Source organism: Phyllobacterium sp. YR620 (assembly GCF_900104165.1).
Classification (GTDB): Bacteria; Pseudomonadota; Alphaproteobacteria; order Rhizobiales; family Rhizobiaceae; genus Phyllobacterium; species Phyllobacterium pellucidum.
In genome coordinates, this window is sequence record NZ_FNJP01000001.1 from 820,152 (window position 1) to 842,872 (window position 22,721).

The window sequence follows — 22,721 nt, forward strand, 5'->3', positions numbered from 1 at the left end:
GGAAGTCTGCGCTTCGTGCGCCTGGAGAAAGACAATGATTGAGGAAACACCCGTCGATGCACCCGCGGAAACCGACACCGGCGGCGGACGCCGCAGTCGTGGCGCCAGTGGTGGCGCCGCCGCCCGTCGTGCGGCACGTTCCGGCGGTGGTCCCGGCAAGTCGCTGACCTATATCACGCGCAAGATTCGCACCTACGAAGTGCTCGATGAAGAAGGACTGGCGCTGATCGAGGCCAATGCCGATACGGTGCTTGAAGAGACTGGCATCGAATTTCGCGACGACGCGGAAGCTCTGGCGCTGTGGAAGGAAGCCGGCGCCGACATCAAGGGCGAGCGCGTCCATTTCCCCAAAGGGCTGCCGCGGTCGCTTTTGAAGACTGCGCCCTCGATCTACACGCAGCATGCGCGCAATCCCGAGCGTTCGGTCCAGATCGGCGGCGACGCGACGGTATTTGCGCCCGTCTACGGTCCGCCTTTCGTGCGCGACCTCGACGGCAATCGCCGCTATGCGACGATCGAGGATTTCAATAATTTCGTGAAACTCGCCTATATGGCGCCGTCGATCCATCATTCGGGCGGCACGGTGTGCGAACCGGTCGACGTGCCGGTCAACAAGCGCCATCTCGATATGATCTATGCCCATATCAAATATTCCGACAAGCCGTTCATGGGCTCGGTGACTGCGCCCGAGCGCGCCGAAGATACGATCGCCATGTGCAAGCTCGTATTCGGCGAGAACTATCTCGACGAAAACACGGTTCTGACCAGCCTGATCAATGCGAACTCGCCGATGGTGTTCGACGAGACGATGCTCGGTGCCCTGAAGGTCTATGCCCGCAATAACCAGGCGTGCATCGTTACGCCGTTCATTCTTGCCGGCGCGATGAGCCCGGTGACTGTTGCCGGCACGCTCACCCAGATCCTGGCCGAAGTGCTGGCCGGAGCGGCCCTGACGCAGCTCATACGGCCGGGCGCGCCGGTTATTTTCGGCACGTTCGCCTCGTCGATTTCCATGCAGTCGGGCGCGCCGACCTTCGGCACTCCGGAGCCGTCGCTGGTCTCCTACGGCGCGGCACAGCTCGCTCGCCGCCTTGGCCTGCCATTCCGCACCGGCGGCTCGCTTTGCGCTTCCAAGGTTTCGGATGCGCAGGCCGCCTATGAAAGCGCCAATACGCTGAATTCGACGCTGCTCGCCGGCACGAATTTCGTCCTCCACTCGGCCGGCTGGCTCGAAGGCGGTCTGGTATCGTCCTATGAGAAGTTCATGATGGATATCGACCAACTCGGCATGGCGCAGAAGTTTGCGGCTGGCGTCGATCTTTCGGAGAACGGCCAGGCGATGGACGCCATCCGTCAGGTTGGACCCGGAAGCCACTATCTCGGCTGCGACCATACGCAGGCGAATTTCCAGACGGCCTTCTACCGCTCGAACATCGCCGACAACAACTCTTACGAGCAGTGGCTGGCCGAGGGCGAAAAGCGCGCCGATCAGCGCGCCAACGAACTCGCCCGGCGCTGGCTCGATACCTATGAGGCCCCGTATCTCGATCCGGCAATCGATGAATCGCTGAACGAGTACATCGCCAAGAAGAAGGCATCGATGCCCGACGCTTTCACTTGAAAGAAGCCCGAGGACGGCCGGGCTAAAGTGGCCAATCTGATCCATAAGGAAGTCTGGGCCTCCGCAATCAAGGGTTCTGGCGAGGGATGAGCTTTACATTTTTGGCAAGGGGCGGTGACGCCGATGCTTGACACGATCACCGCCGCGCTGGAACCTCACGGGCTTGTTCCACGCGGCGGCTTCGTATTCGGCGCAGCAGATGACATCCCGGTCCTGCCTGATGGCACGCGAGCCCGAAGCGTCGTTCTCGTCGGTCATTTCGGCTCGTCGATCTGGCAAGCTTTCACCGCCTGGCGTCGGGACAATCCGGGGGTAGCCAGTCCGCTCGATAGCTGGTCGAAGCAGGTCCTCAACGCGATTGCCAGCGAATTTGGCGGGTACTCCGTCTTCCCCTCGGACCGACCTTATCTGCCGTTCCAGCAATGGGCGATGCGCGCGGAAGGATTGCGGCCGTCACCGCTCGGCCTTTTGATCCACCCGCAATATGGTCTCTGGCAGGCATTTCGCGGTGCACTCCTGTTTCGGCAATCCATGGCTTTTGCGCCGCTCCAAGAAAACGGCCATCCATGCGACGTCTGTGCGTCAAAACCGTGTCTCAGCGCATGCCCTGTCGATGCCTTTGACGGCGAAACTTATGCCGTGGCGCGCTGCCGCGATTATCTCGCAACGGAGCCAGGCCAGACCTGCATGGAAGGCGGCTGTCTTGCCCGGCTGGGATGCCCGGTCGGACGGCAATACGCCTACTTTGGCGATCAGCAGCGCTTCCATATGACCGCCTTCGCGCGTTCGTAAGCATTATATCCAGACGAAATTTCCCATTCGGTTCAATATGTTGATATGATTTACTGTTAAAAGATATATCTTTGACTTGAATAAAGATATATCGTTTGTTAGATATAACGCATTGAAGTACTAACTAGGAGAAATTTCCATGCATAATCATTGCAGACACAATCACGGCCATGACGGCGATCACTGGTCGCGGATGGACAGGATGGCAGGCTCTCACGAAGGCGGCGGACGTTTCGGCGGTCGTGGTCGCGGCGGGCCTTTCGGCCGGCATCGTGGCGGCCCCTTTGGCGGACGCGGTCCGCGCATGTTCGATCCGGGCGCACTGCGTCTCGTCGTTCTTGGCCTGATCGCAGAAGAGCCGCGTCACGGCTACGACGTCATCAAGGCTCTCGAGGCGCGGTTCCAGGGCGCTTATAGCCCAAGCCCGGGTGCGATCTATCCGATGCTGCAGATGATGGAGGAGGCGGATCTCGTTACCTCCAGCACCAACGGCAACAAGCGACTCTATACGATTACCGAGCAGGGCCTGGCTTATCTCGAAGAGAACCGCCCCGAACTCGACAAGATCAACGCGCAGCTCGACGACGCTTCCGGCGAAATACGCGGAGCGGCACTCGGCAAGGAGATGCACGCCTTGCGCTTTGCGCTCCATTCAAAGCTGCGCAGTGGTTCGCTTAACGCGGAAAAGGCCGAGCAGCTGCGCGAAATCCTCAAGAGGGTCCGTCGAGAGATCGAAGATCTCTGACACCTGTAAAAGCCAACAAAAAACCGGCAGCCTCCGCTGCCGGTTTTTTCTTCAAAGTCCGTTGATCATCCGCGGCGTCCGCGACGCTCACGCTTCGGCGTATCGTCCGCATGGGCAGCGAGCTTGTTGCGCATCGGTCCAATGGTCTCGATGATCGTCTCGACAGTCGGGCGCGGACCGCTGGTGTGGCTGTCGAGCGCCTTGCGCATGGCGGCGAGATGCTCGAACGAGGTTCCGCAGCAGCCGCCGACGATCTTGGCGCCGCCGTCAATTGCGAGGCGAGCATAGTTTGCCATCAGATCGGGCGTGCCCGAATAGAAGATTTCCGAGCCGCGGAATTCAGGGATGCCGCAATTGCCTTTGATGACGATCGTCGCTTCAGGATTTGCTTCGCTCATATCGAGAAGCGAGGCAAGGATATCGGATGCGCCTACGCCGCAATTGGCGCCAACCGCGACGGGCTTTGCTTCCAGGCCTTCGGCAACGCCGTGGATTTCCTTGGGCGGCAGGCCCATCATCGTCTTGCCGGCCGTGTCGAAAGAGCCGGTATAGACATAAGGCAATCCGACCTTGACCGCAGCTTCGGCTGCGGCGCGAATTTCGCCCGGCGCCGACATTGTCTCGATCCAGGCGACATCGACGCCGCCGGCCTTGAGGCCTTCGAGTTGCTCGGTAAAGGCTGCGACGGCATCTTCCTCGGTGAGCGCGCCAAGCGGGACGAGCAGTTCGCCGGTCGGACCGACCGAGCCCGCGACAATGACCTTGCGGCCGGCATTGTTCGCGACTTCGCGCGCCAGTTCGGCCGCCTTCTTGTTGAGTTCGAAGACGCGGTCCTGGGCATGATGCAGTTTCAGGCGATGCCGTGTCCCGCCGAAGGAATTGGTAAGGATGATATCGGCGCCGGCATCGACAAAGCCCTGGTGCAGGGCAGTGATCTTTTCAGGCTTGGCTTCGTTCCAGAGTTCCGGAGCTTCACCCGCTTCCAGGCCCGATGCAAACAGGTTCGTGCCTGTCGCGCCATCGGCAAGGAGAACACCCTTTTCGGCAATAAGGTCGGCAAGCGGATTGTGAATGGTCATGGGAACGTCCCTTAAAACAAGTTAGATAACCATATAAGGAAGTCTTTATATGTGGTCAATGCTTCTTTGCGACATCGGCGCTCGCAAGCGGTCGCAAACCGCAAGGCGCTAGGTGACCTTGAGCGAGGAAATATAGGCCGCAACCTCGTGAGCGTTAACCTTGGCGACGCGGATCAGCCCGTCAAAGTGTCGCTGCATGGTGAGCACGGCCTCGGTCGTATAGAGCACGAGGTACATCTCGCCGACGAAGATGGCGGCGCGGTAGGGGCCGAATACCGTATAGGGCACCGAATAGCGCTCGCGCCCATCGTAGAGATAGAGGCGAAACGAGGGATAGAGTTCGTCCACCAGCGACGCCATATGTTCGAGCTGCTCGACGCGGACCTTGCGCGGCAAGTCACCCCAAAGGCTGCAGCCCGCGGCGAAATCGTGCAAGGTCTGGAACGGCATGCATACTTCCATGTCCGTACCGGGTTGGCGGTTATAGTCGAGGCGGAACGCCGTTTCGCTCATCTGTATGGCGGGATCGCGATGGACCATCAGGGTTTCATAGGCGATCACCGCTTGCGTGCGCAGAAGATCGGGGATACGGGCTGGCACATAACGTATCTTCGTGCCTGTGGCCTCCGCATGCCATTTGACCAGCAAGGTCTGGTTATCGAACCCTTCCTCGATTTCAAGGCTTGGTCGCAGTTCGCCGGTAATACCCTCGTCCTGGCTGAGGCCAAGCAGCCAGTCAAGCGATACGGAATGCCGTTCGGCGATGTTGAGCAGCGTTTCCACGCGGGGCAGGCGGGTCGATTGCCCGGAGAGCAACTGGGAGAGCGCAGAGCGGTCTATGCCAACGGAAGCCGCAAATGCGGATTGGTTTTCTCCGCTGCGGGTGAGCAGGCTCTTGATCCGCTCCTGAAAAAGCCGTGCAAGGTCGCGCTTGTCCATGAAAACACCCGATTGTTTATAATATACAACAAGTGCGCCATTTGGTGACCAAAATCAACACTTTCTCACAATAATCGCATTGCTGACAGTTCCTGACAATGAGACCATGAAAATCATGGAATCAGAAAGACATACCGAGATACCCGCCTCCCGATCTCAACACCCGCGAAAACACCCCGGCATTGAGTGGCCAACCATTGCGCTTCTCACAGCATGCTATGGAATGTGGTTCATAGGGGGATATTATCTCTATCCGAGCCTGCCGATCGTCGCGCTGGCGCTCATCGGGCTTGCTGTCGCGTTCCATTCATCCTTGCAGCATGAAGCCCTTCACGGTCATCCAACGCGCAGTGGCATGATCAACGAACTCCTCGTTTCGCTGCCGCTCGGCCTTGTCTTTCCCTTTCGCCGCTACAAGCATCTGCATCTCAAGCACCATGCTGACGAGCGCTTGACCGATCCCTACGATGATCCCGAAAGCTATTACCGTGCGCTCGGTGACTGGGAAAAACTGCCGGGCTTTGTAAAAGGGTTGCTCAACTTCAACAATTCGCTGGTCGGCCGCGTTGTCATCGGCCCGTTTCTCATGGTTGTCGGTTTCGCCATCACCGAGATCAAGCTCATAAGGGGCGGCGACAAGAAAACGCAGACGGCATGGGTGCTGCATGGCCTTGGCCTCGTCCCGATGCTCGCGATCGTTTGGTTTGTCTTCGGAATTCCCGTTTGGCTTTACGCATTGACGTCCGTCTATCTGGGCTTGGCGATCATCTCGATCCGCAGCTATTGCGAACACCAGTGGTCGGAACGCCCGGACGGGCGGACGGTTATCGTCGAAAAATCGCCCTTGGCGTTGATCTTCCTTAACAACAATCTTCACTTCGTCCATCATAAGCGTCCGACTGTACCGTGGTACGATCTGCCGGGGCTATACAGCGAACAGCGTGATGAATGGCTGAGGATGAATGGCGGCTATGTCTTCCGCAATTACTTCGAGATTCTGCGTGCCTATGCATTTAGACAGAAGCAGGATGTCGTTCACCCGGTGCTGCGCCGCGAACCGGCTCCCGGCCGCGCTTTCCGGCCTCGGGCACATGGCATCAGTCTGCAGGGCGGTTCGACCGTTCCCATTCCAGCCGAGCCTCCCAAAGAGTAGCTGCGCATGACGTTAATTGCGGCGTTGCCGATGTATGACTGGCCGGAAATGCAATCGGAGCTTCATACGCAATGGCAAAGAATGCGCGGCGTGCTGCTAGACAATGGCTATGACGCGCCGGAAAAGCTGGTTTACCGCAATGGCGACCTTCCGGCGGTTCCGGGTGGAATCAGAGACCGGTCAGGCAATTTGATTGCGCCCGACCCAGCGACACTGCCTCCCGACGAACTCGACCTGCCGACCTTGTGGCTCCATCCGGCATTGCTGATTACACAGACATGCTGGGGGCCGATGGAACTCGGGATTCAATCCCACGTTCACTTTGCCGGGCAGGATGACTATTCGGGCATTGAGGGTGGGGACGGCGCGCTTTACTCGAGTGCGCTCGTCATGCGGCGCGGCGAGGGGCGGGCGGCAGTCGCTGCGCCGGAAAACGGCAAGCCCATACTGCCGCTGGAACTGCTTCGCGGCAAACGCTTTGCCTTCAACAGCCACGATTCGATGTCGGGCTACCTGGCGCTGCAACGCGACCTGGTGGCGTCGGGTGAATCACTTGCGATATTTGCGGGCGAACTCCAGACCGGTGGACACCGCGCCTCGGTGGCTGCTGTGGCGTCCGGCAAAGCGGACGTGGCCGCCATCGACTGCAAATCCTGGGCGAGAAGCCAGCGCTTCGACGCGGCAGCAGCCACACTTGCCGTTGTCGGCTGGACCGGCAGGCGCAAGGGCCTGCCGTTTATTTCCGCACTGCCGCTACCCGCGCATCTTTTCGCCTGAGGGATCGAACGGCGGCTCGAGATTGATGCGGGCGGGGCGCCGCACACCGAGAATCTCTACCTCGAACAGGCCATTGGATTCGTTTGATGCGAGTTCCGCCGGCACGTAACCCTGCGCCATCGAATGCTGGACGAAATGGGCGTAGCCACCGGACGTGACCCAGCCGACAACGCGCCAGTCGCCCTGTACGGCGCCCTTGTCACTCGCGTCCGAGACCACAGCACCGGACGCATCGAAGCGGGGAGCGCCGACGCCATGGCCTGCCTGGACCGTACCGTAGTCCTTGGAGACCTTGGCCCAGATCGGCTCGTCGCCCATCACGTCGGCGGCGCCTTCGCCGTGCGGAACATCGATGAGGAAGGAAACCCGGCGCAGTTTCGTGCTGGTGCCGGCGTCAAACTCGGCCTTTTCCCTGGCGGCATGCTCGCGGCCGATGAAATCGTTCTTCGACAGCTTGATGAAGCGATCCATCGATCCCTCATAGCCGCCATAGATGGGGCGAAGCTCGCGGAACCATGTGGGGAAGTTCTTTTCGAGCCGCATGGAGAGCAGGGCGCGCATGCCGAAATCGACAATGCCGAACGCCGCGCCCTCGTCCTTGATCGCCGTGTAGACGCGGCGCTGATAGGCGGGTTCCATCCAGATCTCGTAGCCAAGGTCACCCGTATAGGAAATGCGGTTAACCTTGCACGGCGCGCCGCCAACGGCCACTTCGCGGAAATCCATGAACCGGAAGGCGGCATTCGACACGTCTTCGTCGACGAGCTTGGCAAGGAGGTCGCGCGACTTCGGCCCGGCAATCGCAAGACCGACGAGTGTCTGGTCGAAGCGATGGATATGCACTGAGCCATCCTTCGGCTGCTGCTTCTGGAACCAGCGCATGTGATAGCGCTGGGCGGCAGACGAACCCCAGATCAGGAAGCGGTCATCGGCCGCCTTGGCGATGGTGAAGTCGCCGATGAGCTTGCCCTCTTCGTTGAGCATAGGCGTCAGGACGAGCCGTCCAACTTTCGGCATCGTATTCGTCATCAGGCGCGACAGGAACGCTTCGGCGCCGCTGCCGGTTACTTCATACTTGGCGAAGTTGGCAATCTCGGTGACGCCGACGCCGGCGCGTGTCGCCCTTACCTCGTTACCGATATGCTCGAAATCGTTGGAACGATGATAGGAGACGATGTCGCGCGCTTCAGTGCCCTTCGGCGCGAACCAGAGCGGCGTCTCAAGGCCCCAGGAATCGCCCATGACGGCATTCTGTGCCACCATCGTGTCGTAGAGCGGCGTGGTTTGGTGCGGCCGCGCTGCGGGCAGTTCCTCGTTGGGGAAGCGGATCGAGAAGCGCCGCGAATAGTTCTCGCGCACCTTGGCGTTGGTGTAGCGCAGCGTCGCCCATTCGCCGAAACGCGCCACGTCCATGCCCCAGACGTCGAAGCCGGGTTCGCCATGCACCATCCAGTTGGAGAGCGCGAGCCCGACGCCGCCGCCCTGGCTGAAACCGGCCATGACGGCACATGCCGTCCAGTAATTGGTAAGGCCGGGTACTGGGCCGACCAGAGGATTGCCATCCGGCGCAAAGGTGAAGGGGCCGTTGATGATCTGCTTGATACCCGCTTTTTCGATACCGGGGAAATGCTTGAAGCCGACTTCGAGGGAAGGGGCGATGCGGTCGAGATCGGGCGCCAGGAGCTCATGGCCGAAATCCCATGGCGTGTTGACCGGAGACCAGGGCTTTGCCGCCTTCTCATAGGTGCCGAGCAGGATGCCGTTCCGCTCCTGACGGGTATAGATCTCGCCCTTGAAATCCATGACGCCAATGAGTTCGCGGCCCGTGGACTTATTGAATTCCATAACCTCCGGAACATCTTCGGTGAGAAGGTACATGTGCTCCATCGCAAGGACAGGCAGTTCGAGCCCGGCCATGCGCCCAACTTCGCGGGCCCAGAGACCGCCGCAGTTGACGACATGTTCGGCCTTTACGGTTCCCTGTTCGGTGACGACGTTCCATGTGCCGTCGCTATCCTGCGTGAGTTCGACGACGCGGTTACGCAGGGTGATTTCAGCACCGAGCTTGCGCGCGGCCTTGGCATAGGCATGGGTGGTTCCGGAAGGGTCGAGATGGCCCTCGACCGGGTCCCACATGGCGCCGACGAAATTCGTCTCGTCCATGAGCGGGAACATGGCCTTGGCCTCCGATGGCGTGATCAGCTCCGTATCCATGCCGAGATAGCGGCCGCGCGCGTGGGCGAGCCGCAGGAAATCCATGCGCTCCGGCGAATCCGCCATCATGACGCCGCCCGTCAAATGCAGGCCGCAGGACTGTCCGGAAAGCTCCTCGATTTCCTTGTAAAGACTGACCGTATAGGCCTGGAGCTTGGCAACGTTGGGATCGCCGTTGAGCGTATGGAAACCGCCGGCGGCGTGCCAGGAAGAGCCGGACGTCAGTTCCGAGCGTTCGATCAGCATCACATCGGTCCAGCCGGCGCGCGCAAGGTGGTAAAGCACCGAACACCCAACGACGCCACCGCCGATGACAACTGCTTTAACGTGCGATTTCATACTCTTATGCCTCGTATGTGGAAAAGTGATTCAATGCGTTGAGACTTCGATTCAAGCGATCAGAAATCCGTGGGCGCGCCGCCTTCGGATTTGCGGCGGGCCACGAAGGCGTTGATGGCCTCTTCGACCGCGGGGTCGATTTCGGGTTTCTGGTAGGTTGCAAGGCGCTCCTTCCAGATGCGGTTGGCCTTCTCAATCGCAATCGGCGAGCCAGCCTCCTGCCAGGTTTCATAATTGCGCCAGTCGGAGATGATCGGTGCGTAGAAGGCGGTCTTGTAGCGCGACTGTGTATGAGCCGTGCCGAAGAAATGACCGCCAGGGCCGACGTCGCGCATGGCATCGATGCCGAGCGCGTCTTCGGAAAGATCGAGTGGGGTCAAGAACTCGGCCACCATCTGCAGGAGGTCGAAATCGAGGATCATCTTCTCATAGGAGCAGCAAAGGCCGCCTTCGAGCCAGCCGGCGGAATGGAGCATGAAATTGCCACCGCCCTGGATGGCGCCCCAGAGGGAGAAGACAGATTCGTAGGCGGCTTGCGCGTCCACGGTGTTGGCGGCGCAGACATTGGAGGTGCGATAGGGAATACCGTAGCGGCGGGCAAGCTGGCCGCCGACCAATTGCGCCTTCATATATTCGGGCGTGCCGAAAGCCGGCGCGCCGGACTTCATGTCGACATTGGACGTAAAGCCGCCATAGCCGACGGGCGCGCCTTTCCTCACCATCTGCGTGAACGAAATGCCGGCAAGCGCCTCCGCGTTCTGCTGCACGAGGGCGCCGGCAATCGTCACCGGAGCCATGGCGCCGGCGAGGGTAAAGGGCGTTACGATGACGATCTGGCCATTGCCCGACATCTGGATGATGCCTTCCATCATTGGTATGTCGAGCTTGAGCGGGGAATTGGTATTGATGATCGTATAGCAGGAAGGCTCCTGCTGAAGCTGTTCGTGGCTGACACCGCGCGCGAGGCGGGCGATCTCGATGCCGTCCTGATTGCGCTCCTTGCCGAGCGAATAGATGTGGAACGCCTTGTCGCTGAGCGTCGCAAGGTCGCGGATGCATTCGAGATGCCGCACGGACGGGTGAATATCGATCGGCTCGACCGGATAACCGCCGGTCGTGTTGATGATATTGTGCATCTGGGCGAGCTTGATGAAATTACGGAAGTCGGCCTGGTTGCCGGAGCGCCGACCATTGTCGGTATCCGAGCAGTTTGGCGCCGAACCCATCTGCGCGAATATGAGATTATTGCCGCCAAAGCGGACATTGTGGGCCGGGTTGCGGGCATGCAGGGTAAATTCGGATGGCGCATGGCCGACATATTCGAGGATCATGTCCTTGTCGAAGCGAACCCGCATCGAGCCGGGGCGAACGTCAGCGCCGGCGCTCTTCATGATTTCGCGCGCGCCGTCATGCAGAACCTCGACGCCGATTTCCTGCAGGACCCGCAGCGACGCGTCGTGGATCGATTCGAGTTCGTCGTCCGAGACGATCTTGGTCGGCGTGAACGGAATTTTCAGCTGGCGAAACGGCGGCTGGTCGAAGGCTCCACTCTCGGTGCTGCGCGGCCGCGCTCGTCCGCCCCGTCGTCCGTGATCCCGCGCTGACGTGTTGGTTTCGATCTCGATTGCCGGTTCGCTCATTGCCCATGCCCTTCGCTTGCACGTCTTGCGTGCGCTGTTGCCACTATCGCCAGAGCGGCATTGTGCGTGCGCGGCGTGAGCGACGCTGAGCGCAAAGGAAGCGACATGGTATGGGGTGGGTCGCTGGCGCCAGAGTTGGGCCAATCAAGGGCGGTTCTTGGAGTTTTTGCACCCCCCTCTGTCCTGCCGGGCAGAGGGAGGTGCAACGACCCCACATATAGCAACTACAAAATGCCTACTCCGCAGCGGCCTTCGACGTCAGGTGGCTGATTGGCGTAACCATCGCCTGGATCAGGTTGTTCATGCTGATGACGCCGGTCGGCTTGCCATTGTCATCGATGATCGTCGCATATTGCTGGTTGGCGTCGGTCATCGTCTTGGCGGCTTCCTCGAGGATCGTGCCGGTGCGCACGGTGACCCCGCCGCCCGTGGCCGGAGCGCCCGCTGGCGTTGCGATCGTATCGACCATGATGACCCGGCCGCGATTCACTTCCTTGACGAAGTTGGAAATATATTCGTCCGCGGGCTGCAGCACGATGTCCTGGCCGGTGCCCTGCTGCACCACTTCACCGTCGCGCAGGATGGCGATACGATCGCCGAGGCGCAGCGCCTCATCGAGATCGTGAGTGATGAAGACGATGGTCTTGCGAATTTCCTTCTGCAGGTCGAGGAGCACCGACTGCATGTCCATGCGAATGAGCGGATCGAGCGCCGAGAAGGCTTCGTCCATCAGGAGGATCGGTGCGTCGTTGGTCAGCGCACGGGCAAGACCCACACGCTGCTGCATGCCGCCCGACAACTGGTTGGGGTAGTGGCCCTCAAATCCCTTGAGGCCGACACGCTCGATCCAGCGACGCGCCTGTGCTTCCTGCTTGTCGCGGGGAAGCCCCTGGATTTCGAGGCCATAGACCGTATTGTCGAGGACGGTGCGGTGAGGAAGCAGCGCGAACTTCTGGAATACCATCGCGGTCTTGTGGCGACGAAATTCGCGCAGATCGTTCTGGTTCATCTTGCAGACATCTGCGCCGTCGATGATCACCTCGCCGGAAGTCGGGTCGATAAGCCGGTTGATGTGGCGGATAAGGGTCGATTTACCCGACCCTGAAAGTCCCATGACAACCTGTATGCAGCCCGCCGGCATGTCGATGTTGATGTCCCTGAGGCCGAGCACGTGCCCATGCTGTTCGTTGAGCTCGGTCTTGGACATGCCCTTCTTGACGGCTTCGACGTAACTGACGGGTCTCTGTCCAAAAATCTTGTAGAGATTCTTGATCTTGATGCCTGCACCCTGGACCGAACGATCAGCCATGGACCACCTCCTGATGCTTCTGAAGACGCTTGCCATAGGCCTGACTAACGCGGTCGAAAATGATGGCGATGCCGACAATGGCAAGGCCGTTGAAAAGCCCGAGTGAGAAGAACTGCCCGTTGACGGAGCGCAGCACCGGCTGCCCAAGGCCCTGGACGCCGATCATCGAAGCAATGACCACCATTGCCAGAGCCATCATGATCGTCTGGTTGATACCGGCCATGATTGTCGGGAGGGCAAGGGGAATCTGCACGTTCTTAAGGCGTTGCCAACTCGATGAACCGAACGCATCCGCGGCTTCGAGGACGTCCTTGTCGACGAGCCGGATACCGAGGTTGGTGAGGCGGATCATTGGCGGGATGGCGTAGATCACCACCGCTATGAGACCCGGCACCTTGCCGATGCCGAGAAGCATGACGACGGGGATAAGGTAGACGAAGCTCGGCATCGTCTGCATCACGTCGAGGATTGGATTGACCACGCGCTGGAAGCTGTCTGACCGGGCCATGATGATGCCGATCGGAATGCCGACGAAGATCGAAACGACGGTGCCGACGAAGATCATGGCGATGGTCTTCATCGCATCGCTCCACATGTCGAAATAACCGATGAGGAGGAGCGTGATGATGGTGCCGGCAACGATCTTCCAGTTACGGCTGGCGATCCAGGCGATGCCTCCGATCAACAGCAGCATGATCGGCCACGGCGTCGTCGTCATGAAGCGCTCGGCTTCAATGAGGAAATACTGCAGCGGCTGAAAGAACGATTCGATGATATCGCCATATTCGCGGGTGAAGGCCTTGAAGCCTTCGTCCATGGCCTTCTTGAGGTTGCGCAGCGTGTCATCATTCATGTTCGGGAATGAATATAACCAATCCATGTTGGTATCCCCTTCATTGGGCCATTGAGGCTCGTTCTCTCTAATGACCGAAGCGCTGGACGATTATACGTTCAGCCTGTTCCAGCGAGGTAATGGATTGCGGCAGGACCAGTGCCCTGCCGCAAAACATTATTATTGTACGGCAGCCTTGATCTTCTCGGCGGCTTCCGGAGAGACCCACTTGGACCAGGTCGCCTCGTTGTTTTTCAGATAGTACTTGGCGCCATCTTCGCCCGTCGCCTGATTGTCGACCATCCAGGCAAGAAGCTTGTTGGCTTCCTCGGTCGAGATCTGGCGCTTCTTCAGGTATTCGAAGGCATCGCCGGCGCTGTCGGCAAACTTCTTGGTGACGATGGTGTAGATATCAGCCTTCGGCCAGCCATTCGGCTTTGGATCCGGGCAATCCGCGATGGCGTTGCAGCGGTTCCATTCCTTTTCATCCCATGCCACGCCGTTGTCGAGCTTGACCATCGGATACTTGCCGAGAATGGCGGTCGGACCCCAATAATAGCCGAGCCAGGGTTCCTTGCGCTCATAGGCCTTGGCGATCGAGCCATCGAGGCCCGCAGCCGAACCCGTATCGACAAGGGTGAAGCCGTGCTTGTCGCCCTCAAAAGCCTTGTAGAAGTTCGTCGTCGTGATCTGACAAGCCCAGCCTGACGGGCAATTGAAGACGGCGCCCTTCTTCGGATCTTCCGGAGCAGGGAACAGTTCTGGATGCTTCATGGCATCAGCAATGGTCTTGATATCGGGGTGGGCATCCGCGAAATATTTGGGGATCCACCAGCTTTCCGTGCCGCCTTCGGTGATCGCCGGTGCAGCGTAGACGAGTTTGTTTTCCTTGACTGCCTTTTCAAGCGGCTCGCGGACGGCGTTGAGCCAGCCCTCGGGGGCGATGTCCGGCTGACCCTTTTCGATCATGGACGTGAAGGTTGGAACAGTATCGCCGGCTACGAGCTCGGCGTCGCATCCATAGCCTTCGCTCAGGATGATCTTATCGAGATTGGCAAGTGCCTCGGCCGATTGCCAGTTCATGTTGGCAATAGTAACGGTGCCGCATTCCGCAGCCGAAGCCGACGCGGAGTAGCCGAAAAACCCAGCGGCAATCAGAAAAGTTGAAGCAAGCAGCTTCTTCATGTTCTTTATCTCCCACTCTTTGACAGTTCACCCGGTAACGAATTCTAACTTGGTACTGCCTTACCTAGTCGTTCGCTTATGTGCCATTTGGCATTCTTATCCCGTCAGAATGCAATGGAATCATCGAATTAATGCGGTGTATCGCGACAAGCCCTGTCGATATAGCGACGCCGGGATAAAGGATGCGACACCAAACGGCACATGGCTCCATCAGGTATCGTAACAAGGGTTTAGACGAAAGATCAACGCTTTAGACGATCTGCCTGCACGATCGGCGGATTTGACTGCCTCGATCCGGCCCTTACCGATATTTTCCGCACGGCATGAAACCATTTTGCCCGCCGAAGGTTTGCAATGGGCCTGCCAAAGAAAAGGAACTCCCCATGAAATCTGCGCTGAAGACCGGACGCCAAACCCGTGACCTGCAACTGGCATCGATGGTAATTGCCATGCGCGTGCCAATGATGATGTTGGAGGCGATGAGCGAGAAGGGTGGCGGCGCAGAAACGCACCGCGCCGTTTCAGAAAAAGTCGCGGCGTCCGTGGATGGTGTCGTTTCCGCGCAGATTTCGCTCATGAACTCCGCAGCGACGTTCTGGTTTGACGTCATGCGCGGCAGGTCGCCCGCAAGCCTCGTTTCCGAAGCCGCCAATAAGGCTGCCGCAGCGGCATTGCGGCCGGGCCGAAAGACGTTGCAGGCGAACTACAAACGACTTGTTCCGGGAAGCTAAACAGCTTTTCCGTTAGCGTCACGCTTAATTTTCGAGGGTGATTTTATAAAACTTACCTTTCTGTAAGGGCGAGGTATGCGCTTCCGGCATGGTGACCATGCAAAAATGCAAGGGTTCCTGCTGTAAATGCGACATGCCATGGCGAAATTTCGTGATCAAACTTTGAGCAAAAAGCGCATTTGAGCGGCAACAACTCATTTCCTTTCGAGGTCGCCAAAATGCTCTACATTTTCAATCGCAATAACCGCGTGCACATTTCGTGGAATGCAACCGAAAAGCGCAACGCTCCGTCCAGCAATGCAAAGAGCGGTATCGGCTCCGCATTGTCCTTCATCTGGACCCGTTCGGCCGGCTAATCGATCAACGAGACGGCATGTGAACCGCTGCCTTTGAGGTGGCGGTTTTTCTTTGCTCGGAATTTTCGAAGGATGCAAAAAAACCGCCCCGTTCACAATGGAACAGCGCGGTTTTTGCCAAGTTACGCATGGCAGTTCTGCCGAACTCAACGCGGGCAGAAAATTACAGCTCCGGTACGCGGTACCTGATCCGGAGCGGGGAACAGGTTTGACCCTGCTCGCCCGTAAAGTTTTAGCCGGACATCGTTACCGCGAGGTTATCGAGAGCTTAAGCAAATCTAAATTTTGCGACTTTTCCGCCAAGGATTGTGGTCAGCCTTCGCGCTTGGCGTCGCGCAGATAATTGATAATGCCGGAGAAATCCGATCCTTCATTGCCCGCTTCCCCAAACTCGGCATAAAGCGCCTCGGCGTGGGCGCCGAGCGGCGTCGCTGCGCCAACACTTGTCGCCGCCTCCTGTGACAATTTAAGGTCCTTGAGCATGAGCGCGGCGGCAAAGCCCGGCTTATAGCCATTGTTGGCCGGAGAGGTCGGCACCGGTCCCGGTACCGGGCAATAGGTCGTCAGCGACCAGCATTGGCCGGAAGATGTGGAGGCGACGTCGAACAGCGCCTTGTGCGAAAGCCCAAGCTTTTCGGCCAGCGTGAAAGCTTCGCTGACACCGATCATCGAAATGCCGAGGATCATGTTGTTGCAGATTTTGGCCGCCTGGCCGTTGCCCGCTTCGCCGCAATGAACGATCCGTCCGGCCATCGGTTTCAAGATCGGTTCGGCTTTGACGAAGGCTTCATCGGAACCGCCCACCATGAAGGTGAGGGTGCCCGCTGCCGCGCCGCCAATGCCGCCTGAGACAGGTGCATCGACGGACAGCAGTCCGTTCTCCGAGGCGATTGCATGCGCCTTGCGGGCGGAGTCGACGTCTATCGTCGATGAATCGATGAAAAGCGCGCCGCTTCTTGCTGCCTTGGCAACCGCCTCGTAGACCGAAAGCACATGCTTGCCGGCCGGGAGCATCGTGATGACGACATCGGCCCCAGCGACGGCGGCCTCGGCATTATCTGCAATCGTTACGCCGTTGCCTCGCGCGGTATCGAGGTTTTCGGGCACGAGATCGAACCCGAGTACCTCATGGCCTGCCTTGACGAGATTGGCGGCCATCGGGTTGCCCATATGTCCAAGGCCGATAAAAGCGACAGTCGTCATCGCACTTCTCCCTCAATTTGAAATTTCAACGGCCCGTCATGTGCCGCGCGATGATTACCCGCATGATTTCATTCGTGCCTTCCAGGATCTGGTGCACCCGCAAGTCACGTACCAGTTTCTCCACGCCATAGTCGTGCAGGTAGCCATAGCCGCCAAGGATCTGCAGAGCGTCGTTGGCGATATCGAACCCCTTGTCGGTGACGAAGCGCTTGGCCATGGCGGACCATTTGGAAGCGTCGTGCGCTTTGCGGTCAAGCTTTGATGCCGCTGTGTAGAGCAGCATGCGGGCAGCTGAAAGCTCCGTCTCCATATCGGCAAGCTTGAACTGAAGCGCCTGGAACTGATTGATCGCCTTGCCGAACGCCTTGCGCTCACTGGCATAGACCAGCGCCTTGTCGAGGGCCGATTGCGCGCCGCCAAGCGAGCATGCCGCAATGTTGAGCCGCCCGCCGTCGAGCCCGCCCATGGCAATGCGGAAGCCGTCACCTTCCTCGCCGAGCCCGTTGGCAACTGGGATACGGCAGTTCTCGAAGATGACCTGGCGGGTGGATTGGGCGTTCCAGCCCATCTTGTATTCATTGGCGCCAAAAGAAAGGCCGGGCGCATCTTTCGGGACGACCAACGCAGAGATGCCCTTCGGTCCATCCTCGCCGGTGCGCACCATCGTCACGTAAAGGTCGGAATCGCCGGCGCCCGAGATAAACTGCTTGGCGCCGTTGAGAATGTATTGATCGCCCTCACGCACCGCGCGGGTCTTCAGGGCGGCGGCATCGGAACCGGAGTTCGGCTCGGTCAGGCAATAGCTCGCAAGCCACTCCATCGATGTCAGGCGCGGCACAAAGCGTTGACGTTGCTCCTCGCTGCCGAACGTATCGATCATCCACGCGCCCATGTTGTGTATGGAGATGAATGCCGAGAACGCTGGACAGGCGGCGGCGAGCGCCTCGAAGATCAGCACGGCATCGAGCCGTTTCAGGCCTGAACCGCCGACATCCTCGCGCACATAGATGCCGCCCATGCCGAGCGGTCCAGTCTCGCGGATGACATCGGCGGGAAAGTGCTTGTCGCGATCCCACGCCAATGCGTTCGGCGCGACGCGGTCGGCGGCGAAGGCGCGCGCCATGTCCTGGATCGCCAGTTGATCCTCATCGAGTTCGAACTGGCCAGCGGTCGAATCAACGCTACTGTCCATGGCACCCTCCCTGCATTTCTTATTGCTTGCCACTCTATCCCAAGCTTCCCGGGGCGCAACGTCCAAGGCAGGACTAGGAAGAGAAAGACATATCCGCTACTCAAAGCCCATGACACGCGCAATCATGTTGCAGGGAACCGGTTCAGATGTTGGGAAATCCGTCCTGGTGGCGGGTCTGTGCCGGCTTGCGCACAAGCGCGGGCTGGTTGTCCGGCCGTTCAAGCCGCAGAATATGTCGAACAATGCGGCGGTCAGCGATGACGGCGGCGAGATAGGCCGGGCGCAATGGCTGCAGGCGCTGGCCTGCGGTGTGCCGTCCTCCATCCACATGAATCCCGTGCTCCTGAAGCCGCAGTCGGAGACCGGCAGCCAGATCATCGTGCAAGGCAAGGTCTGGGGCCAGGCGAAGGGCAGGGACTACCAGAAGCTCAAGGGGCAACTGCTCGATGCCGTGATGCAGTCTTTTGACATCATTTGCGATGGTGCCGATCTCGTCCTCGTCGAGGGCGCGGGGTCGCCTGCCGAAATCAATCTGCGGGCAGGCGATATCGCCAATATGGGCTTTGCAACCCGCGCCAATGTGCCGGTCGTTCTCGTCGGCGATATCGACCGCGGCGGCGTCATCGCATCGATTGTCGGCACCCATGCGATCCTCCCGCCGGAGGATCGCGCCGCGATCATCGGCTATATCATCAACAAGTTTCGCGGCGACGTCTCGCTCTTCGACGAGGGGTTGGAAGCAATCACCCGGTTCACCGGTTGGCCTTCATTTGGCGTCGTGCCATGGCTGAGGGATGCTACCCGGCTTCCCGCAGAAGATTCCGTCGTGCTGGAGCGATTGGTAAAGGGGAACGGCCGCGCGCTGAAAGTCGCGGTGCCAGTGCTTGACCGCATTGCCAATTTCGACGACCTCGATCCGCTGATGGCCGAGGCTGATGTCGATGTCGTGTTTGTCCGAAGCGGGGAGCAACTGCCCGTCGATGCCGGTCTCGTCATCATCCCCGGGTCGAAATCGACGATCGGCGATCTTCTACGCTTCCGGGAAAACGGCTGGGACAAGGACCTTGACCTTCACCGGCGTCGCGGCGGCTCGATCATGGGCATATGCGGTGGCTATCAAATGCTCGGACGCACGGTGCGCGACCCTGAGGGCATCGAAGGTGCAGCGACGGAAATCGAGGGTCTCGGCCATCTCGATATCGAAACGGTGATGGAGCCGGAAAAGACCGTTCGCAATGTTGCGGCTCATTCGCTGCAATACGGCGTGCCGCTGAGCGGCTATGAAATCCATCTCGGCAAGACGACCGGCCCGGATTGCGGCCGCCCGACGGCGATGATCAACGGCGTCGAGGATGGCGCGATTTCTGCCGACGGTAAGGTCTTCGGGACCTATATGCACGGGCTGTTCGGCACCGATGCCTATCGCTCCGCCTTGCTGCGTTCGCTGGGAATCAATGCAAATGCCTTCGACTACAGGGCGGGCGTCGATGCCGCGCTCGATTCGATAGCCGACCAACTGGCTGAAGTCCTCGATGTCCATGCGTTGATCGCACGTTGAGTATGTAGACCTGTGCAAAATATTATCGGGTGCCCATCCTGGCGACGGATGACGAATACAGGAACACCGATCTCGAAGTTGTCCCTTGACCATAGTAAAGCGAAAAACGTCGCGCGGTTTCGTTTGACATTCTCGGTGCTTGGTGAATAACGTTCAACCCATGATTGGTTCCCGTTCGGCCAAAGGCCATGGGATCAAAAGGGAATGCGACGGCCGTACCCATCAGGGCGGCCCTACCGCAGCCGACCCCGCGACTGTAGAGCGGCGAGGATTCATGCCAAGGCCTGAGGCGCAAGCCGAGGGCAGCCACTGGGAAACCGGGAAGGCGGCATTGATCCTGCGACCCGCGAGCCAGGAGACCTGCCAGTCATAGGGCAATGGTGCCCAAGACCGAAGGGGAATGTCCCTTCTGGCCCTGCACGGAGGTTGTTATGGCTGCACGTACTTCGACTACGATATCTCTCCCGCTCGCATCGCGTCTGACGACGGCGGTGGTTTCAATGCTGCTCGGCGTGTTCATCGTTTATGGCGTGGGTCTTTCCCATTCCGAAACGCTGCACGATACGGCGCACGATACCCGCCATTCCTACGGATTCCCCTGCCACTGAGGTTGGAGCCCGGCTGGATGTAATGATTCGGCCGCCACCGCTTAAGCATTGAAAACTGAGGGTTTATCTGGTCCGGGTGTCGTTTCGACAGCCCGGTGTCTTGATATGGGAATTCGGAGAGATATCGATGTTGGTTAAATATCTTCTGGCTACGATCGTGGCCGGTCTGTTTGCTGGTATTCTATTGACGCCAGCCATGTACGTGCGCAGCGTGCCACTTATCCTGCACGCGGAAGAATATGAGAACGCCGCAGGTGGCCACGAGCACGAGCAAGCCGCAGCGCCTGCCGCCGTCGGCGAGACTGCACCTGCCGTGGCGCCGCACACTCACGAAAAGGAGGCAAGCCCTGCGCTGCCATTCGGCCGCTTGGGTAATACCTTGCTGATCAATCTTGTCGCCGGAGCGGGTTTCGCCCTGATCACTGGCGCGGCCGCCTTGTTTCTTGGACGCAAGATCACCGTGCAGAACGGCATTTATTGGGGCCTGGCCGGGTTCTTCATCTTCAACCTCGCGCCATCGTTCAGTCTTGCCCCGGAACTGCCGGCCATGCCCGCCGCCGATCTCGCCACACGTCAAGCCTGGTGGCTCATCACGGTGCTGCTGACTGCGGGCGGCGTCTACTTCATCGTTCTGCGTGAGGAAATCTGGGCGAGGGTACTCGGCCTCGTGCTGATTGTTGCGCCGCATATCTATGGCGCTCCGGAAGCGGACGATCTTACTTCCGCCGTGCCGCCGACATTGGCATCCGAGTTCGCGGTATCGACGCTCGCGACCAATCTCTTCTTCTGGGTGGTGCTCGGTACTGCGCTCGGCTTTGCTATCCAGAGCTACGCGGCCTCGGAGCTTGAGGCCTGATGGCCGTGCTGGAGCGCGGGGTCACCTTTGTGCTCGGCGGCGCGCGCTCCGGCAAATCCTCCTTTGCCGAGGGACTGATCGAGTCATCCGGCAAGGAGGCGATCTATCTTGCGACGGGCAGGGCGTGGGACGGTGAAATGTCCGCTCGCATCGACCAGCACAAGGTGCGGCGCGGCGTCTTGTGGACGACGGTCGAAGAACCGCTCGATTTGGTTTCCGCGTTGGAAGTGCATGCGGCCGTGGGCACAGCGGTTCTTGTCGATTGCCTGACACTTTGGGTCACCAACCTCATGATGGCCGAGCGTGATGTCATGGCGGAAACGGCAAGGTTTGCCGCAGCTCTGCCGCATCTCAAAGGTGCGGTCGTTTGCGTCTCCAACGAGGTTGGCCTCGGCATCGTTCCGGAGAACCGCATGGCACGCGACTTTCGCGATCATGCCGGTCATCTCCATCAAGCTGTGGCTGGCGCCGCGGCAACAGTCTATTTCGTGGCAGCCGGTCTGCCGCTCAAAATGAAGGGATAACAACATGCAGGGTCAGAAGATTCCGGCAACGGTCATCACCGGCTTCCTTGGTTCGGGCAAGACGACGATGATCCGCAATCTGCTCGAGAATGCCGATGGCAAGCGCATTGCGCTGATCATCAATGAATTCGGCGATCTCGGCGTCGATGGCGGGTTGCTCAAGGGCTGCGGTATCGAGGCTTGTCGCGACGAGGATGTGATCGAACTCAACAATGGCTGCATCTGCTGCACCGTGGCTGATGATTTCATCCCGACCATGACGAAACTGCTCGATCGTCCCGATCGTCCTGATCATATCGTCATCGAAACTTCGGGCCTTGCGCTCCCGCAACCGCTGGTGGCGGCATTCAACTGGCCGGAAATCAAGACGCAGGTAACAGTTGACGGCGTCGTGACCGTGATCGATGCCGCCGCAGTTTCGGAAGGTCGCTTTGCCGACGATCACGACAAGGTCGACGCGCAGCGGTCGCAGGACGAATCGCTCGACCATGAGAGCCCGCTCGAAGAACTCTTCGAGGACCAGATCCGTGCAGCGGATCTCATCATTCTCAACAAGACCGACCTCATCAGCGGCGATGAACTCGACGGGGTGAAGGGCGACGTACAAAGCCGTTCGGTACGTGCCCTCAACATGATCCCCGCTAGCTTCGGCAGGATCAGCAACCAACTGCTGCTTGGCCTTGGCGTCGGTACCGAGCAGGATATTGCCAACCGCAAGTCGCATCACGAGATGGAGCATGAAGCCGGCGAGGAACACAGCCATGACGAATTCGAGAGCTTCGTCGTTGGCCTCGGGCCGGTTTCCGAGCCGAAGACTTTTGTCGAGAAGCTGAAAGGCGTGATCGCCGATCACGACGTTCTGCGCCTCAAGGGCTTCGTCGATGTTCCGGGCAAGCCGATGCGCCTCGTTGTCCAGGCGGTAGGCTCGCGCATCGAGCATTATTTCGATCGCAGCTGGCATCCGGGCGAGGAGCGGCAGACACGGCTCGTCGTCATCGGCCTTCACGATATCGACGCGGTCGCCATCGAATCGGCGATGAACGCGGCGGCTGCCGCCTGATAAGGAAG

21 protein-coding genes and 1 riboswitch are annotated in these 22,721 nt (G+C 59.4%); of the genes, 12 read left to right on the top strand and 9 right to left on the bottom strand.

Features of this window, described 5'->3' with window-relative positions; all coding sequences use genetic code 11:
• Positions 1–34: 34 nt before the first annotated feature.
• The 3 genes from BLR72_RS03810 (at position 35) to BLR72_RS03820 (ending at position 3,158) form a co-directional block, all read left to right on the top strand.
• Positions 35–1,621: a trimethylamine methyltransferase family protein gene (locus BLR72_RS03810; protein ID WP_091922158.1), complete on the top strand. Its 1,587-nt coding sequence runs from the start codon at positions 35–37 to the stop codon at positions 1,619–1,621.
• A 123-nt stretch (positions 1,622–1,744) separates the two neighbouring features.
• Positions 1,745–2,413, top strand: a complete 669-nt coding sequence (locus tag BLR72_RS03815) for a hypothetical protein (RefSeq protein WP_091946550.1) — start codon at positions 1,745–1,747, stop codon at positions 2,411–2,413.
• 139 nt (positions 2,414–2,552) lie between these two features.
• A complete protein-coding gene (locus tag BLR72_RS03820; protein ID WP_244506609.1) occupies positions 2,553–3,158 on the top strand; it encodes a PadR family transcriptional regulator in 606 nt (201 codons plus the stop codon).
• A gap of 65 nt (positions 3,159–3,223) precedes the next feature.
• On the opposite strand, the gene bmt is transcribed toward BLR72_RS03820, so the two are convergent.
• The gene (bmt, locus tag BLR72_RS03825; protein WP_091945223.1) at positions 3,224–4,237 is read right to left on the bottom strand and encodes a betaine--homocysteine S-methyltransferase; all 1,014 of its coding nucleotides are present in this window, start codon (positions 4,235–4,237) and stop codon (positions 3,224–3,226) included.
• A 108-nt stretch (positions 4,238–4,345) separates the two neighbouring features.
• A complete protein-coding gene (locus tag BLR72_RS03830; RefSeq protein ID WP_091945226.1) occupies positions 4,346–5,176 on the bottom strand; it encodes a helix-turn-helix domain-containing protein in 831 nt (276 codons plus the stop codon).
• A 223-nt stretch (positions 5,177–5,399) separates the two neighbouring features.
• Between BLR72_RS03830 and BLR72_RS03835 the strand changes: the two genes are divergently transcribed.
• On the top strand, positions 5,400–6,329 hold the full coding sequence (locus BLR72_RS03835; protein ID WP_244506610.1) for a fatty acid desaturase: 930 nt from the start codon (positions 5,400–5,402) through the stop codon (positions 6,327–6,329).
• Between the two features lie 6 nt (positions 6,330–6,335).
• Positions 6,336–7,106 (top strand): phosphate/phosphite/phosphonate ABC transporter substrate-binding protein, encoded by a 771-nt coding sequence (locus tag BLR72_RS03840; protein ID WP_091945231.1) that lies wholly within the window; start codon positions 6,336–6,338, stop codon positions 7,104–7,106.
• On the opposite strand, the gene BLR72_RS03845 is transcribed toward BLR72_RS03840, so the two are convergent.
• The 5 genes from BLR72_RS03845 to BLR72_RS03865 all read right to left on the bottom strand — a co-directional run bounded on the left by BLR72_RS03845 (position 7,083) and on the right by BLR72_RS03865 (position 14,625).
• Entirely contained in the window at positions 7,083–9,659 is a 2,577-nt protein-coding gene (locus tag BLR72_RS03845; RefSeq protein WP_091945234.1) for a GcvT family protein, read from the bottom strand. The two genes, BLR72_RS03840 and BLR72_RS03845, sit on opposite strands and share 24 nt — an antisense overlap.
• Positions 9,660–9,718: 59 nt before the next feature.
• On the bottom strand, positions 9,719–11,299 hold the full coding sequence (locus BLR72_RS03850) for a trimethylamine methyltransferase family protein (protein WP_091945239.1): 1,581 nt from the start codon (positions 11,297–11,299) through the stop codon (positions 9,719–9,721).
• Between the two features lie 235 nt (positions 11,300–11,534).
• On the bottom strand, positions 11,535–12,608 hold the full coding sequence (locus BLR72_RS03855; protein ID WP_091945242.1) for a quaternary amine ABC transporter ATP-binding protein: 1,074 nt from the start codon (positions 12,606–12,608) through the stop codon (positions 11,535–11,537).
• On the bottom strand, positions 12,601–13,488 hold the full coding sequence (locus BLR72_RS03860; RefSeq protein ID WP_091945245.1) for an ABC transporter permease: 888 nt from the start codon (positions 13,486–13,488) through the stop codon (positions 12,601–12,603). Before BLR72_RS03860 ends, BLR72_RS03855 begins: the two co-directional genes overlap by 8 nt.
• A 132-nt stretch (positions 13,489–13,620) precedes the next feature.
• Positions 13,621–14,625 (bottom strand): ABC transporter substrate-binding protein, encoded by a 1,005-nt coding sequence (locus BLR72_RS03865; protein WP_027231784.1) that lies wholly within the window; start codon positions 14,623–14,625, stop codon positions 13,621–13,623.
• A 383-nt stretch (positions 14,626–15,008) separates the two neighbouring features.
• On the opposite strand from BLR72_RS03865, the gene BLR72_RS03870 reads away from it, so the two are divergent.
• On the top strand, positions 15,009–15,356 hold the full coding sequence (locus BLR72_RS03870) for a hypothetical protein (protein ID WP_027231783.1): 348 nt from the start codon (positions 15,009–15,011) through the stop codon (positions 15,354–15,356).
• A 218-nt stretch (positions 15,357–15,574) separates the two neighbouring features.
• Positions 15,575–15,712 carry a hypothetical protein gene (locus BLR72_RS22375; protein WP_155810881.1) on the top strand — a complete coding sequence of 46 codons (138 nt, stop codon included), beginning with the start codon at positions 15,575–15,577 and terminating at the stop codon, positions 15,710–15,712.
• Positions 15,713–16,024: 312 nt separating this feature from the next.
• On the opposite strand, the gene mmsB is transcribed toward BLR72_RS22375, so the two are convergent.
• Both mmsB and BLR72_RS03880 read right to left on the bottom strand, forming a co-directional pair.
• A complete protein-coding gene (gene mmsB, locus BLR72_RS03875; RefSeq protein WP_091945248.1) occupies positions 16,025–16,915 on the bottom strand; it encodes a 3-hydroxyisobutyrate dehydrogenase in 891 nt (296 codons plus the stop codon).
• A 25-nt stretch (positions 16,916–16,940) separates the two neighbouring features.
• Positions 16,941–18,107, bottom strand: a complete 1,167-nt coding sequence (locus BLR72_RS03880) for an isobutyryl-CoA dehydrogenase (protein WP_091945251.1) — start codon at positions 18,105–18,107, stop codon at positions 16,941–16,943.
• Between the two features lie 109 nt (positions 18,108–18,216).
• Here BLR72_RS03880 and BLR72_RS03885 point away from each other — a divergent pair, with 109 nt between their 5' ends.
• The 5 genes from BLR72_RS03885 (at position 18,217) to cobW (ending at position 22,713) form a co-directional block, all read left to right on the top strand.
• Positions 18,217–19,665 carry a cobyric acid synthase gene (locus tag BLR72_RS03885; protein WP_091945254.1) on the top strand — a complete coding sequence of 483 codons (1,449 nt, stop codon included), beginning with the start codon at positions 18,217–18,219 and terminating at the stop codon, positions 19,663–19,665.
• Positions 19,666–19,813: 148 nt separating this feature from the next.
• A riboswitch (cobalamin riboswitch) is annotated at positions 19,814–20,048 on the top strand.
• Positions 20,049–20,096: 48 nt separating this feature from the next.
• A complete protein-coding gene (locus BLR72_RS03890) occupies positions 20,097–20,273 on the top strand; it encodes a CbtB domain-containing protein (protein WP_027231779.1) in 177 nt (58 codons plus the stop codon).
• Positions 20,274–20,400: 127 nt separating this feature from the next.
• Positions 20,401–21,129 carry a CbtA family protein gene (locus tag BLR72_RS03895; protein WP_091945257.1) on the top strand — a complete coding sequence of 243 codons (729 nt, stop codon included), beginning with the start codon at positions 20,401–20,403 and terminating at the stop codon, positions 21,127–21,129.
• Complete coding sequence (cobU, locus tag BLR72_RS03900) at positions 21,129–21,653, top strand: bifunctional adenosylcobinamide kinase/adenosylcobinamide-phosphate guanylyltransferase (RefSeq protein WP_091945260.1); 525 nt, start codon at positions 21,129–21,131, stop codon at positions 21,651–21,653. Before BLR72_RS03895 ends, cobU begins: the two co-directional genes overlap by 1 nt.
• Before the next feature lie 4 nt (positions 21,654–21,657).
• Positions 21,658–22,713: a cobalamin biosynthesis protein CobW gene (gene cobW / locus BLR72_RS03905; RefSeq protein WP_091945263.1), complete on the top strand. Its 1,056-nt coding sequence runs from the start codon at positions 21,658–21,660 to the stop codon at positions 22,711–22,713.
• Positions 22,714–22,721: the final 8 nt, after the last annotated feature.

Bases quoted from the DNA above. Each gene is read 5' to 3' on its own strand.
- BLR72_RS03810 (WP_091922158.1), top strand. From the start codon at position 35: ATGATTGAGGAAACACCCGTCGATGCACCCGCGGAAACCGACACCGGC.
- BLR72_RS03815 (WP_091946550.1), top strand. From the start codon at position 1,745: ATGCTTGACACGATCACCGCCGCGCTGGAACCTCACGGGCTTGTTCCA.
- BLR72_RS03820 (WP_244506609.1), top strand. From the start codon at position 2,553: ATGCATAATCATTGCAGACACAATCACGGCCATGACGGCGATCACTGG.
- bmt (WP_091945223.1), bottom strand. From the start codon at position 4,237: ATGACCATTCACAATCCGCTTGCCGACCTTATTGCCGAAAAGGGTGTT.
- BLR72_RS03830 (WP_091945226.1), bottom strand. From the start codon at position 5,176: ATGGACAAGCGCGACCTTGCACGGCTTTTTCAGGAGCGGATCAAGAGC.
- BLR72_RS03835 (WP_244506610.1), top strand. From the start codon at position 5,400: ATGTGGTTCATAGGGGGATATTATCTCTATCCGAGCCTGCCGATCGTC.
- BLR72_RS03840 (WP_091945231.1), top strand. From the start codon at position 6,336: ATGACGTTAATTGCGGCGTTGCCGATGTATGACTGGCCGGAAATGCAA.
- BLR72_RS03845 (WP_091945234.1), bottom strand. From the start codon at position 9,659: ATGAAATCGCACGTTAAAGCAGTTGTCATCGGCGGTGGCGTCGTTGGG.
- BLR72_RS03850 (WP_091945239.1), bottom strand. From the start codon at position 11,299: ATGAGCGAACCGGCAATCGAGATCGAAACCAACACGTCAGCGCGGGAT.
- BLR72_RS03855 (WP_091945242.1), bottom strand. From the start codon at position 12,608: ATGGCTGATCGTTCGGTCCAGGGTGCAGGCATCAAGATCAAGAATCTC.
- BLR72_RS03860 (WP_091945245.1), bottom strand. From the start codon at position 13,488: ATGGATTGGTTATATTCATTCCCGAACATGAATGATGACACGCTGCGC.
- BLR72_RS03865 (WP_027231784.1), bottom strand. From the start codon at position 14,625: ATGAAGAAGCTGCTTGCTTCAACTTTTCTGATTGCCGCTGGGTTTTTC.
- BLR72_RS03870 (WP_027231783.1), top strand. From the start codon at position 15,009: ATGAAATCTGCGCTGAAGACCGGACGCCAAACCCGTGACCTGCAACTG.
- BLR72_RS22375 (WP_155810881.1), top strand. From the start codon at position 15,575: ATGCTCTACATTTTCAATCGCAATAACCGCGTGCACATTTCGTGGAAT.
- mmsB (WP_091945248.1), bottom strand. From the start codon at position 16,915: ATGACGACTGTCGCTTTTATCGGCCTTGGACATATGGGCAACCCGATG.
- BLR72_RS03880 (WP_091945251.1), bottom strand. From the start codon at position 18,107: ATGGACAGTAGCGTTGATTCGACCGCTGGCCAGTTCGAACTCGATGAG.
- BLR72_RS03885 (WP_091945254.1), top strand. From the start codon at position 18,217: ATGACACGCGCAATCATGTTGCAGGGAACCGGTTCAGATGTTGGGAAA.
- BLR72_RS03890 (WP_027231779.1), top strand. From the start codon at position 20,097: ATGGCTGCACGTACTTCGACTACGATATCTCTCCCGCTCGCATCGCGT.
- BLR72_RS03895 (WP_091945257.1), top strand. From the start codon at position 20,401: ATGTTGGTTAAATATCTTCTGGCTACGATCGTGGCCGGTCTGTTTGCT.
- cobU (WP_091945260.1), top strand. From the start codon at position 21,129: ATGGCCGTGCTGGAGCGCGGGGTCACCTTTGTGCTCGGCGGCGCGCGC.
- cobW (WP_091945263.1), top strand. From the start codon at position 21,658: ATGCAGGGTCAGAAGATTCCGGCAACGGTCATCACCGGCTTCCTTGGT.